Genomic DNA, 12,697 nt, shown 5'->3' with positions numbered 1-12,697 from the left:
GGGTCAACGGCCTTGGTTCTGAATCCGGTCCCGGGCCTCGGTGGCGATCACAGCGGCTTGGATACGGCGTTCCACGCCGAGCTTTGCCAGCAGCCGCGAGATGTGGTTCTTGACCGTTTTCTCGGCGAGGTAGAGCCGCTGACCAATCTGCCGGTTGGTCAGCCCTTCTCCGATGAGCGTCAGGATCTCCCGCTCGCGGTCGGTGAGGCCGGGCAGCGCGTCCGGCTCCTCCTTGGGCTGTCCCCCGCGCAGCCGGGCCATCAGCTTGGCGGTGGCGCTGGGGTCGAGCAGCGACTGGCCCCGGGCCACCGTCCGCACGGCGGCGACGAGGTCGGAGCCCTGGATCTGCTTCAGCACGTATCCGGCCGCCCCGGCCATGATCGAGTCGAGCAGCGCCTCCTCGTCATCGAACGAGGTCAGCATCAGGCAGGCCAGGTCCGGCATACGGGAGCGCAGCTCCCGGCAGACCGTGACGCCGTCGCCGTCCGGCAGCCGAACATCGAGGACCGCGACCTGGGGACGCAGGGCGGGAACACGGGCCAGCGCCTGCTCGACGGTCGCGGCCTCGCCGACAACGGTGATGTCCGGTTCGTCGTTCAGCAGGTCGTGCACGCCGCGGCGCACCACCTCGTGGTCGTCCAGCAGGAAGACCGTGATCGGGTTGTCGGGGCCGGGCTGCCCGCCGTCCACCATCGAATGCTCCTGTTCACCGAGTACGCGCTCCGAACCGGTTGTGCGGACGGGGACGCGAGGGGCCGTCTTCTGAAGAGATCATCGGCGGTACCGGGACCAAGGGCCAGGGCCGATCGGCCCTCCTTGCGCACCCTCCTCCTCACAGCCGGCAGCCTTCCCCGGTCCTCACCACCGACGACTACCCCGCCGACGCCCCGGCGCACCACGGCTGTGGAGGAACTGCGCATCGGGCGCGCCGAGGTCGAACGGATACCGGCCGAGGTCTCCGCTGAGACCGGCATCCGGGTGACTACCCGGCCGGCACCGTGTGCGGGGAGCACAGGGGTGACCCGGATTCGATCCACTTCTTCCACGGGGCGGGACCGGACCACGTCGCCTGCTCACCGTTCCGCGTCCCTGTGGCCCGTCTGGAGGCAGGCAGGGCCCCGCTCGACGGGACCGAGGACAGCGACAGCCGGTGCGGAGGACCCCTGGTCCCGGGGCCGGGACCGAGCGGCCCTGGGACCGGGACGGGATCCGCAGCAGGCTGGAGACGCAGAGCGATCACAAGGAGTGAAGCAGATGACCGTCAGGGACACCGGCGTCCAGCAGTCCCCCGCTGTGCGGGTACGGGCCGAGGGTGACGTCACCGAGGAGGAGCTCACGTACGTCCGCGGCAAGGTCGAGGCGGTCCTCGGCCGGTCAGGGCTGCCGGCTGTGAGCGGCGAGGTACGGGTCGGCAGAGCCGCCGCGCACCACGTAGAGCAGCCGTGGTCGGCGCGGGCCGAGATCCGGGTGGGGGGCGTCCTCGTGGTCGTCCACGGGCGCGAGGCGAGCGCGCACGAACTCGCGGACCGGTTGCAGGACCGGCTGCGCGGCCAGGTGGAGCAGGCCGCGCACCGCGCGGAGGCGGGCCGCAGGTCGTCCACGCCCCCGCCATGGCGCGGCGGCCCGGTGCACGGTCGGCAGGAGTAGGCGTCGCGGGGCCTGCCGTGGAGCCGATGTCTCCCACGGCAGGCCCGGCGCAGTGGAGAAGGAGGGCGGCGTGAGGACCCGCATCATCGGAGAGGTCATGACCACCGACGTCGTCCGGGTTCGTCCACGGACGCCGTTCAAGGAACTCGTACGGCTGCTGGACCAGCACCGGATCGGCGGACTGCCCGTCGTGGACGGGGACGACAAGGTGGTCGGCGTGGTCTCGGCGACCGACCTCGTGCGCGGCCGGGCGCCCCGTGCCGACCGGTGGCCGGGGCGCACTCCGACGCACAAGATCCCGGGCGTCGTCGCGGCGGAGCTGATGTCCACCCCCGCGATCACCGTGCACCCCGAGCAATCGGTCCCGGACGCCGCCCGCCTGATGGAACGTCAGAGCATCGCGCGGCTGCCCGTGGTGGACGAGGAGGACCGGCTCGTCGGCATCGCCACCCGCCGCGACCTGCTGCGGGTCTTCCTGCGCACGGACGAGGACATCCGGCGGCAGGTGGCCGACGATGTCCTGGCCGGCTCCCTCGGCCTGGCCCGTGACGCCGTCACCGTCTTCGTCCGGGACGGCGTCGTCACCCTCAAGGGCTGCCTGGAGCACCGCAGCGACATCCCCCTGGCGATACGGTCGGCATGGCGGGTGGAGGGAGCCGTCGGCGTGGTCAACGCACTGACGTACCGCCTCGACGACTGCCCCGCGCCTCGGGCCGCCCACGCCGAGCCATGAGGCCCCGGACCGACGCGTCCGGGCCGACGGGCCGTGCCGGGGCCGGCCGCCCTACGGACAACGACCATCGGCATATGGGGCCGCGACGCGGCCAGGGCGGAGTGGAAGGGCGAGCGGCACCGGCCTCCCTCGCGGTGCCGCTCGCAGCCGGCCGTCCGCCGCTCCCGGCGGGCCGCGCCCTCGAAGACCTCGGCCGCGAGCCACAACCCCGGTCGGAACGCCACGACCGCCTACAACGCGCCGATTCCCGCCGTCGGACCACGACAGAGCGTGGAGCTCGAGAGGGCGGAAGCACAGGCTGCTGGACAGCGTCCCCTTCGGCCACGTCGTGGACCAGGGAGACATCGTCATCAGCGCGCATGCGGGCTCCGCACCGATCTCGCGCGCCCGGCGCGTCGGCGGCTCGGGCGTCGTCGTCGCCTACGACACGGACGCGATCGACCCCGAAACGCACCTGGGCTGGAGCCTGGTCGTCACCGGCTACGCCCGTCTGATCACCGAGCCGGACGAACTCGCCCGCCACCGGAGTCTGTCGCACCCCTGGGTGCGGCAGACCATGGACCACGCGGGCCGCATCCGCCCCGATCCTTTCACCGGCATCCGCCTGACCGTCGCGGCCGAACGCCGGGGGACCCGTCGGTCCCCCGGCGTCTCGCACGATGGCGTCCGCGACTCAGTCGTGGGCGACCACCGCGACGGGTGCCGCGGCGAGGCGCAGCACCTCGTGGGCGACCGCTCCGAGGTGCGGCCCGAGCGGGCCGTGACGACGCTTGCGGCCGACGACGACCAGCGCGGCACCGTGCGAGGCGTCGACCAGATGCGCGCCCGGCGTGCCGACGACCGCCTCTTGCGTCACCTCCACGTCCGGGTACTTCTCCCGCCATGGACGCAGCGTCTCGGCGAGCCCGTCGCACAGGTGGTCGGCCGGTGTGCTCCCCGGGCCGCCGTCGGCGACACTCCGGTGGGCGGGCCGGCTCCAGCCGTGCACCACGCGCAGCTCGGCGGCCCGGCGGGAGGCGGCGTCGAAGGCGAACTCGAGAACGGCGTCGTGAGGCCGGTACAGATCAAGACCGAGCACCACCTGTCGGTGCGGCGCGGCGGGACGAGCCGGCGCCGGGCGGCCGACCGCGGCGCCGGTGTCCGGGCGCACCAGCACCACGGGCCGGCCGGTGCGGGCCACGACGGCCGAGGCCATTGAGCCCAGCAGGACACCGGCCGCCGGACCCAGGCCCCGTGATCCGAGCACCAGAAGCTCTGCGTCGCCGGCCGCGGCCGGCAGCACCCGCGCGGGCTGTCCGCCGATCTGCTCGGCGGTGATCCGCAGGGCGGGATGGCGGTGTCTCAGGGCGGCCGCGACCTCGCCGAGCATGCGGCCGCACAAGTCGGTGCCTGGTGACGGCACGCCTTCGCCGCCGAACGGGGTGTACGCGTGCGGCGGCTGGTCACCGGCGTGCACGAGACGCAGCTCGGCCGCCCGCAGCTCGGCCTCACGGGCCGCCCAGTGTGCCGCGGCGAGGCTCTCGGGGGAGCCGTCCACGCCGACGGTGACCGTACGGGACATGGATGGTCCTCCTTCTGCGGGGCTCACAAGGCCCTCAGTCCGTGTTCGCGGAACTGCTCGCGCACCCGCTCGGTCAGCTCCGGGCCGGGGGCCGGGGTGTCGCGCAGCGGGAAGGGCAGGCCGAGGGCCTCGTACTTGTGGGCGCCGAGCTTGTGGAACGGCAGGACGTCGACCCGGTCGACGTTGCCCAGTCCGGCCAGGAACGCGCCGAGGCCGTCGACGGCTTCGGGGTCGTCGGTCCAGCCGGGGACCAGGACGTAACGGATGTGGACCGGGACACCGAGCCGGTCCAGCCGGGTCGCGAAACTCAGGGTGGGAGCGAGAGACCCGCCGGTGAGTGTGCGGTAGGTGCCGGCGTCGAAGGACTTGATGTCGAGGAGCACCAGATCGGTGTCGGCGAGGAGTTCGTCGTTCGCGCGGGCGCCGAGGAAACCGGAGGTGTCCAGCGCTGTGTGCAGGCCGAGTTCCTTGCAGCGGCGCAGCACCGCCGCGGTGAACGCGGGCTGGAGCAGCGGCTCGCCGCCGGTGAGGGTCACTCCCCCGCCGGCCGTGCCGACGAAGGACCGGTACCTCCCGATCTCCGCCATCACGTCGTCGACGGTGGTCTCCCGGCCGTCGCGCATGTGCCAGGTGTCGGGGTTGGCGCAGTACAGGCAGCGCAGCGGGCAGCCGCTGACGAACAGCACGAACCGGGTGCCGGGCCCGTCCACTCCCGTGGACAGGTCCCAGGAGTGGACGCGGCCCGTCACCGGCTCGGTGGTGGTGTTCACAGTGCTCCGTGGAAGGTGCGGCTGATCACGTCGAGCTGCTGCTCGCGGGTCAGGCGGACGAAGTTGACGGCGTATCCGGAGACGCGGATGGTCAGCTCGGGATACTTCTCGGGGTGTTCCATGGCGTCCTCGAGCGTCGCCCGGTTCAGCACGTTGACGTTCATGTGGAAGCCGCCGCCGGCCATGTAGCCGTCGAGGATGCCGGCCAGGTTCGCGGCCCGCTCGGCCGGGTCGTGGCCGAGGCCCTCGGGGGTGACGGTGGAGGTGAGGGAGATGCCGTCGCGGGCCTCCTCGTAGGGCAGCTTGGCCACCGAGAGGGCCGAGGCGACCATGCCGTGCCGGTCGCGGCCGTTCATCGGGTTGGCGCCGGGGGCGAAGGGCTGTCCGGACCTCCGGCCGTCGGGGGTGTTGCCGGTGTGCTTGCCGTACACGACGTTCGACGTGATCGTCAGCACCGACTGGGTGTGCTCGGCGTCCCGGTAGGCCGGGTGCTTGCGCACCTTCGCCATGAACGACTCCACCAGGCCGACTGCGATGCTGTCGGCGCGGTCGTCGTTGTTGCCGTAAGCGGGGTACTCCCCCTCTGTCCGGAAGTCGACGGCGAGTCCGGTGCCGTCCCGGAAGACCTTCACGCGGGCGTGCTTCACGGCGGACAGGCTGTCCACGGCGACCGACAGGCCGGCGATGCCGCAGGCCATGAACCGGTGCACCGGGTGGTCGTGCAGCGCCATCTCGAGGCGCTCGTAGGCGTACTTGTCGTGCATGCAGTGGATGACGTTCAGGGTGTCGACGTAGGTCTCGGCCAGCCAGTCGAGCGTGCGGTCGTACGCCGCCGCCAGCTCGTCGTAGTCCAGGTACTCGCCCGTCAGCGGGGGCGTCGGCGGTGCGATCTGCTCACCGGTCATCTCGTCCCGGCCGCCGTTGACGGCGTACAGCAGCGCCTTGGCCAGGTTGACCCGGGCGCCGAAGAACTGCATCTGCTTCCCTACGGCCATGGCGGAGACGCAGCAGGCGATCGCGGTGTCGTCGCCGGTGCGCGGGCGCATCAGGTCGTCCGACTCGTACTGGATGCTGCTGGTGTCGATGGAGACCTGGGCGCAGAACCGCTTGAACCCCTCGGGCAGCCGCGGCGACCACAGCACGGTCAGGTTGGGCTCCGGGGCCGGGCCGAGGTTGTAAAGGGTCTGCAGGAAGCGGAAGGAGGTGCGGGTGACCAGCGGGCGGCCGTCGGCGCCGAGGCCGCCGATGGACTCGGTCACCCAGGTCGGGTCGCCGGAGAACAGCGCGTCGTACTCGGGGGTGCGCAGGAACCGTACGATCCTCAGCTTGATCACGAAGTCGTCGATCAGCTCTTGGGCGCGGGTCTCGTCAACGGCCCCTTCATCGAGGTCGCGCTGGAGGTAGACGTCCAGGAAGGTGGAGGTGCGGCCGAGCGACATCGCGGCACCGTTCTGTTCCTTCACCGCCGCCAGGAACCCGAGATACAGCCACTGCACGGCCTCGTGGGCGGTGGCGGCGGGACGGGTGACGTCGCAGCCGTAGGAGGCGGCCATCTCGGCCAGTTCGCCCAGGGCGCGGATCTGTTCGGCCAGTTCCTCCCGGTCACGGATCACGTCGGCGGTGGAGGTCCGCGCGTCGAGCAGGGCCCGCTCGGCGCGCTTGGCCGCGATCAGCCGGTCGGTGCCGTACAACGCGACGCGCCGGTAGTCGCCGATGATCCGGCCGCGGCCGTACGCGTCGGGCAACCCGGTGATGATCCCGGCCTTGCGGGCCGCCCGCATCTGTGGGGTGTAGGCGTCGAAGACGCCGTCGTTGTGGGTCTTGCGGTAGGTGCCGAAGACCTTCGTCACGAACGGGTCCGGCGCATAGCCGTAGGCGGCGAGGCTGTTCTCCACCATCCTCAGCCCGCCGTTCGGCATGATCGCGCGCTTGAGCGGCGCGTCGGTCTGCAGGCCCACGATCAGCTCGCGGTCCGGGTCTATGTAGCCCGGCGCGTGCGCGGTGATGGTGGACGGGGTGGCGGCGTCGACGTCCAGGACGCCCTTGCGCCGTTCCTCGGGGAACAGGGCGCTGACCTTGCGCCAGACCGCGAGCGTGCGCTCGGTCGGGCCGGCCAGGAAGGCCGGTTCTCCCTCGTAGGGCGTGTAGTTGGCCTGGATGAAGTCGCGCACGTCGATCTTTTCGCGCCACCGTGTCCCGGTGAACCCGCGCCATGCCTGCGCCGGTGCGTCCACGCCCGTCCGGGCCGCTTCGGCCTGAGGTGCCACCGTCATCACTGCCTCCGCTTCGTCCGGGGCATCGCCCGCCGGGTCCGGCAGGCGGCTCCACTGACGATGCTCGTCCTGCGCCAGCCGTCCGGGCAGGGCCGCCGGGAACCCCTCACCGCGCCCTGTGGCCCCTTTGCCGTGGGCCCTTCGGCCCTTCTTGCGGCCTGCTCGGCCCACGACCGGCGAGGGGGGCCGGGGTGAGGGTGTGCTTGACCAGAGGTCCCGGTGAAGGAGACATGATGAGCGGTCTGGTGGTCGTCGGCGTCGACGGATCGGCGTCCAGCCTGACGGCGGTGGAGGCGGCTGCGCGGGAGGCGCGGTTGCGTGGGGCGGGGCTGCGGGTGGTGCACGCATACCTGTGGCCCGCGATGCATGTTCCCCTGGGGCCGTCGCCGCTGGGTCCGCCGGAGGGCGGGATCCGGAACATGGTCGACCGGCTGGTGGCCGACGCAGTGGAGCGGGCCCGGGGCACGGCGCCCGACATCGACGTCGGTCATGTCGTGACGACCGGTGATCCGCTGACGGTGCTGGAGGCCCAGTCACGCGCGGCGGAACTGGTGGTGGTCGGCTCCCGGGGCATGGGCGGCTTCGTGGGGCTGCTGGTCGGCTCGACGGCGGTCCATCTGGCGGCGCACGGCCGGTGCCCGGTGCTCGTGGTGCGCGAGCACCCGCAGGACACCGGTCCGGTCGTGCTGGGCGTGGACGGCTCGACCGCGGGGGAACAGGCGGTGGACTTCGCCTTTGCGGAGGCCGCGCTGCGCAAGGCGCCCCTGCTGGCTCTGCACGCCTACACCGACTGGAACGCTCCGCTGCCCCCTCCGCAGGACGCGGGCATGCCGTACGCCAACCCGCCTGGTGCGCTGGCCGAGGAGGAGCGGCGGCTGCTGGCCGAGGCGCTCGCCGGCCATCGAGAGCGCTACCCGGACGTCGTGGTGGAGCACCACGTCGTACACGGCCCCACCCGGGAGGCGCTGATCGAGGTCAGCCGCTCCGCCCAGCTGATGGTGGTCGGCGCCCGGGGCCGGGGCGGTTTCGCCGGGCTGCTGCTGGGGTCCGTCAGTCAGGCCCTGGTGCACCACGCACACTGCCCGGTCGCGGTGGTGCGGGGCGGGGACGGACCTCGCTGAGAGGGCCCTGCCCACGGCAACGAGCGACGGACGCGGTGTCCGGGGCCCCGCCAGGCGGACGCGGGCAGGGCCGAGTGGCCCAGGGCTTGGGCCTTGCCGGCCCCTGGCCGCGCCGTCGGCCGTCCTTGACGCTCGACACCACACGGGCCACGTCCGGCGGCCTACCTGAAGGGGAGCACACAGTGAGTGATCCGGTGATCGTAGGGGTGGACGGCTCCACGTCGAGCCTGGCGGCGGTCGACGTGGCGGCCCGTGAGGCCCTCCTGCGGGGCGCGCCGCTGCGCATCGTCCATGCCTTCGGGCACCCGTCGGCGCATCCGCCGTCCGGGGCGGCGCCGTGGAGTCCGGGCGACTTCGGTCTGGAACCGATGGTGCGGGGTGAAGTGGCCCGGGCGGAGGAGCGGGCGCACGAGACCGCGCCGGGCGTCGAAGTCACTCGCTCCGTGGTGTCGGGCGACACCGTCGAGGTGCTGGAGATCGAGTCGCGGTCCGCCGCGCTGACGGTGCTGGGCAGCCGGGGCCTGACCGGATTCTCCGGGCTGCTGCTCGGCTCGACGGCCGTGCACCTGGCCGCCCACGGCCACTGCCCGCTGATGGTGGTCCGCGGCCGTCCTGACCCCGCCGGACCGGTACTGCTCGCCGTGGACGGCTCCCCGGCCGGCGAGGCGGCGGTGGAATTCGCGTTCGCCGAGGCCGCCCTGCGCAAGGCGCCGCTCGTGGCGCTGCACGTGTGGAACACCTGGAGCGAACGCGCCTACGAGGGTCCCGGCGACCCGTTGACCGCTGTCGTGGCCGACGCCGACCGGCTCCGCGAGGCCGAACAGCACCTTCTGGAGGAGGCGGTGGCCCGCTGCCGTACGGCCTACCCGCGGGTCGCCGTGGAGCTGCGCCTGGTGCGCTCGCGGGTCCGCAACGCGCTGATCGACGCCAGCCGGGACGCTCAGCTGATCGTGGCCGGCGCCCGGGGCCGCGACGGGTTCACCGGGCTGCTGCTGGGCTCGGTCAGCCAGGCACTGCTGCATCACGCCCACTGCCCCGTGGCCGTCGTCCGCGGCAAGGAGTGACCGTGTCCCAGCAGACGACCGTCCCGGTCCCGTCCACTCACCACCTGGCGGACGCCCACCTGCGGCCGACCGAGGACGTCGCAGGCCTGCTCGGAGTGGACCCGGCCACCGGGCTGACGTCGGCGGACGCCGAGGAACGGGCCGCAACCGGCGGCACCAACGAGCTCGCCGAACCGGCCCGCAGGCCGCAATGGCTGCGCCTGCTGGACCAGTTCCGCAGCTGGCTGATCGGCATCCTGCTCGCCGCCGCTGTCGTCGCCGGCGTCATCGGCGATGTCAAGGACGCTCTGGTCATCACCGTCGTCCTGTTGGTCGACGCCGTCGTCGGCTACGTACAGGAACGCCGCGCCGAGCGCAGCCTGGAGGCGCTGCGCAGCATGCTGGTCCCCATCGCCCGGGTGCGCCGCGACGGCGAGGTCACCACGGTCCCGGCCCGCACGCTGGTTCCCGGTGATGTCGTGCTGCTGGAGGCAGGTGACCGGGTCCCGGCCGACGGGCGTCTGCTGGTGGCCGAGTCCGTCGAGGCAGCGCTCACCGGCGAGTCGCATCCGGTCGCGAAGACGTCCGCGCCGTGCGGGACCGCCGGCGTCGGCGCCGTGCCCGTCGCCGAACGCACCGGCATGCTGTTCATGAACACCGCGCTGACCCGCGGCCGTGCCGAGATCATCGTCACCGCCACCGGTATGCGCACCGAGGTCGGCGCGATCGCCGAGGAACTACGGACGGGCGGCGACCCTCCGAGCCCGCTGCAGGTGCAGATGGACAGCCTCGGCCGGCGCCTGGCCCTGATCAGTGGCGTCGCTGTGGCCGCCTACGCGCTCGTGGGGCTCGTCCGCGGCGAGGAGCCCGCTGACCTCGCTCTGCGGGCGGTGGCACTGGCCGTCGCCGCCATCCCCGAGGGACTGCCGGCCGTCCTCACGCTCACCCTCGCCCTGGGTGTCCACCGCATGGCCGGCCGCGGGGCCATCGTCAAACGCCTCGCCTCCGTCGAGGCGCTCGGCTCCGCGACCGTGGTGTGCAGCGACAAGACCGGCACCCTCACCCTCAACGAGATGACGGCCCGGGCCCTGTGGACCGCCGGGCACCGCTACGAGGTGACCGGTGAGGGCTACGGCATCGACGGCACCCTGCTGCAGACCGACGGACACGACGCCCGGGACCTGCGCGCCGCCGTCCTGCCGTTCGCCCTGTGCAACGACGCCCGCCTCACCGTCGACGGCGTCATCGGCGATCCCACCGAGGCCGCCCTGCTCGTTCTCGCCGCGAAGACGGGCCTCGACCCCGCCGTGCTCAGCCGGACCCCGCGCACCGGCGAGGTCCCCTTCGATCCCGCCGCGAAGTACATGGCCACCTTCCACAGCGACGGCGCCGACGGGACCCTGCACGTCCACGCCAAGGGGGCCGTCGACGTCCTGCTGGACCGCTGCACCCACGTCCTCACCGAAGACGGCCCCGCGCTCCTCACCGCGGAGCACCGCCGGGAGATCACCGCAGTCGCCCGCCGGATGGGGGGCGCGGGCCTGCGCGTGCTAGGTGCCGCCACGGCCGTCAAGGCCGGGTGGGAGCCGCAGGAGCCGACAGGGCTGACCCTCACCGCGATCGCCGGCATCGCCGACCCGCCACGTCCCCAGACCAGCGAAGCCGTTGCCCTGGCCCAGGCCGCAGGGGTCCACGTCAAAATGATCACGGGGGACCACGCCGACACGGCGTCCGCGATCGCCGGCGAACTGGGCATCACCGGTGACGTCGTCACCGGCGCCGAACTGGCCGCCATGAGTGAGCAGGACCTGGCGGACCGCATCGAGGACATCGCCGTCTTCGCCCGCGTCGCTCCCGAACACAAGGTCACCATCGTCCGCACCCTGACCCGCCGCGGCCACATCGTGGCCATGACGGGCGACGGGGTCAACGACGCCGCCGCCCTGCGCGCCGCCCAGATCGGCGTCGCCATGGGAATCACCGGCACCGACGTGGCCAAGGAGGCCGCGGACGTCGTGCTGACGGACGACGACTTCTCCACCCTGGTCCGTGCGATGCGTGACGGCCGGTCCATCTACGACAACATCGTCACCTTCGTCCGCTTCCAGCTGTCGACCAACATCGGCGCCATCCTCACCCTGCTCGCCACCGCGCTGGCCGGGCTGCCCGCCCCCATGTCGGCGATCCAGCTGCTCTGGGTCAACATCATCATGGACGGACCGCCCGCCATGGCACTGGGCGTCGACCCGCCCACCGACGACGTGATGCACCGCCCGCCTCGCTCTCCCGCCGAACGCATCCTCGACACCCGGCGCCTGACAGCCGTCGTCCGCACCGGCGCCGTCATGGCTGCGGGCACCGTGGCCGTCTTCGCGGCCGCCCGCCACCTCACCGACACCGCGACCGCCACCACGATGGCGTTCACCACCTTCGTCCTCTTCCAGCTCTGCAACGCTCTCACCGCCCGCAGCGAGACCGGCCCGGTCATCGGCCGCCACCAGTTGCGCAACCGAACCCTGTGGGTCTGCCTCGCCACCGTCCTCGGTCTGCAGATCACCGCGGTGCAAGTGCCCTCCGCCCAGGGCCTCTTCGACACCGTCGCCCTGGACGCCGCGCAGTGGGCCGTCTGCCTCCTCACCGCCTCCACGGTGCTCCTGACGGAGCACGCCTGGCGTGCCCTGCGCAACAGCCCTCGTGACGAACGCCTTCCCCAGGCATCGTGACGCCACGACACAGCCGGCCGGAGAGCGCCAGGCCCCCGTCATCGGCGCCCGGCGGTCGGGGGCGACGCTTCCGCCGTCCCGGCTCCGCACCCGTCCCGTCGTGGTGCGGCCTGGCATCTCCAGCCGCCCGGGAGCACCCTGTGGCGGTGTTCGCATGGTGACGGCATACGCGGGCCACCCGGCTCCGACCGCCCTCCAGAAGCCCGGCCGCGGTGGGAAAATGAAGGAGTAATCCGCAGCTGAGGAGGTGGATCATGGGACAGGCTCGTGAGGTCATGGATCGCCTTACGGATGCGCTCACAGCCCACCCGGATCTCAAGGTCATCGCCGAGTTGTACGCCGAGGACGCCGTTGCCGTCACCCCGGACGAGGGGGAGATCCGCGGGCGGGACAACATCGTGGAGTACTGGCGGCAGATGACGGAGGCGGTGCCCGAAGCCAAGTTCGAGTCGCTGCACACGTACGAGGCCGGCGACACAGCCATCGACGAGGGGTTCTTCAGCGGCAGGAACACCGGGCCGCTGCATCTGCCTTCCGGCGAGACACTTCCCGCGACACAGAAGGAGATCAGAATCCGCGGAGTCGACATCGCCACCGTGGCGGACGGCCGGATCGTCGACTACCGGCTCTACTTCGACGAAATGGACTTTCTGGGACAGCTGGGGCTACTGCCTGATGAGCCGTCCTGACCCGCTGCCGACCTTGTCGGCGTGAGGGGTGGCCGACAGGGGGTGGTGGGCCGCCCGACTGCTCCGTCCTCGGCCATGGCAGAACGGCGGTGTGGAGCAGGTGCGTGCCGGTGTGGAGCAGGTGCGTGCCGGTGTCC

At 72.4% G+C, this 12,697-nt stretch carries 10 protein-coding genes and 2 pseudogenes; 8 read left to right on the top strand and 4 right to left on the bottom strand.

All coding sequences use genetic code 11. The annotated features are described in order from the left end of the window. Nucleotides 1-3: 3 nt before the first annotated feature. A complete protein-coding gene (locus tag ACIGXJ_RS18955) occupies nucleotides 4-693 on the bottom strand; it encodes a response regulator (protein WP_399646479.1) in 690 nt (229 codons plus the stop codon). 305 nt (nucleotides 694-998) lie between these two features. On the opposite strand from ACIGXJ_RS18955, the pseudogene ACIGXJ_RS18950 reads away from it, so the two are divergent. The 4 genes and pseudogenes from ACIGXJ_RS18950 to ACIGXJ_RS18935 all read left to right on the top strand — a co-directional run. Next, a pseudogene (locus ACIGXJ_RS18950) lies at nucleotides 999-1,316 on the top strand (putative PEP-binding protein); the annotation flags it as partial. Beyond that, the gene (locus ACIGXJ_RS18945) at nucleotides 1,255-1,647 is read left to right on the top strand and encodes a hypothetical protein (protein WP_399646475.1); all 393 of its coding nucleotides are present in this window, start codon (nucleotides 1,255-1,257) and stop codon (nucleotides 1,645-1,647) included. The pseudogene ACIGXJ_RS18950 and the gene ACIGXJ_RS18945, both read left to right, overlap by 62 nt. Nucleotides 1,648-1,717: 70 nt before the next feature. After that, nucleotides 1,718-2,380, top strand: a complete 663-nt coding sequence (locus tag ACIGXJ_RS18940; RefSeq protein WP_399646473.1) for a CBS domain-containing protein — start codon at nucleotides 1,718-1,720, stop codon at nucleotides 2,378-2,380. A 328-nt stretch (nucleotides 2,381-2,708) separates the two neighbouring features. After that, nucleotides 2,709-2,903, top strand: a pseudogene (locus ACIGXJ_RS18935) (pyridoxamine 5'-phosphate oxidase family protein); the annotation flags it as partial. 150 nt (nucleotides 2,904-3,053) lie between these two features. On the opposite strand, the gene ACIGXJ_RS18930 reads toward ACIGXJ_RS18935, so the two are convergent. The 3 genes from ACIGXJ_RS18930 to pflB are packed head-to-tail and all read right to left on the bottom strand — an operon-like array spanning nucleotide 3,054 to nucleotide 6,984. After that, on the bottom strand, nucleotides 3,054-3,941 hold the full coding sequence (locus tag ACIGXJ_RS18930; RefSeq protein WP_399646471.1) for a universal stress protein: 888 nt from the start codon (nucleotides 3,939-3,941) through the stop codon (nucleotides 3,054-3,056). A 23-nt stretch (nucleotides 3,942-3,964) separates the two neighbouring features. Next, nucleotides 3,965-4,711, bottom strand: a complete 747-nt coding sequence (gene pflA / locus ACIGXJ_RS18925; RefSeq protein WP_399646469.1) for a pyruvate formate-lyase-activating protein — start codon at nucleotides 4,709-4,711, stop codon at nucleotides 3,965-3,967. Next, nucleotides 4,708-6,984 carry a formate C-acetyltransferase gene (gene pflB, locus ACIGXJ_RS18920; RefSeq protein ID WP_399646467.1) on the bottom strand — a complete coding sequence of 759 codons (2,277 nt, stop codon included), beginning with the start codon at nucleotides 6,982-6,984 and terminating at the stop codon, nucleotides 4,708-4,710. The genes pflA and pflB overlap by 4 nt, the downstream gene beginning before the upstream one ends. Before the next feature lie 233 nt (nucleotides 6,985-7,217). On the opposite strand from pflB, the gene ACIGXJ_RS18915 reads away from it, so the two are divergent. From ACIGXJ_RS18915 to ACIGXJ_RS18900, 4 genes are all read left to right on the top strand, one after another. Beyond that, nucleotides 7,218-8,105, top strand: a complete 888-nt coding sequence (locus ACIGXJ_RS18915; RefSeq protein ID WP_399646464.1) for a universal stress protein — start codon at nucleotides 7,218-7,220, stop codon at nucleotides 8,103-8,105. 182 nt (nucleotides 8,106-8,287) lie between these two features. Beyond that, entirely contained in the window at nucleotides 8,288-9,169 is an 882-nt protein-coding gene (locus tag ACIGXJ_RS18910; RefSeq protein ID WP_399646461.1) for a universal stress protein, read from the top strand. Between the two features lie 2 nt (nucleotides 9,170-9,171). Then, a complete protein-coding gene (locus tag ACIGXJ_RS18905) occupies nucleotides 9,172-11,871 on the top strand; it encodes a cation-translocating P-type ATPase (protein WP_399646459.1) in 2,700 nt (899 codons plus the stop codon). A gap of 254 nt (nucleotides 11,872-12,125) precedes the next feature. Then, nucleotides 12,126-12,560, top strand: coding sequence for an ester cyclase (locus ACIGXJ_RS18900; protein ID WP_399646457.1), 435 nt, complete (start codon nucleotides 12,126-12,128; stop codon nucleotides 12,558-12,560). Nucleotides 12,561-12,697: the final 137 nt, after the last annotated feature.

This window comes from Streptomyces sp. NPDC053367 (assembly GCF_044545925.1).
GTDB lineage: Bacteria > Actinomycetota > Actinomycetes > Streptomycetales > Streptomycetaceae > Streptomyces.
Note: the sequence above shows the minus strand (reverse complement) of the source record. Positions and strands in the feature narration are given on the sequence as shown.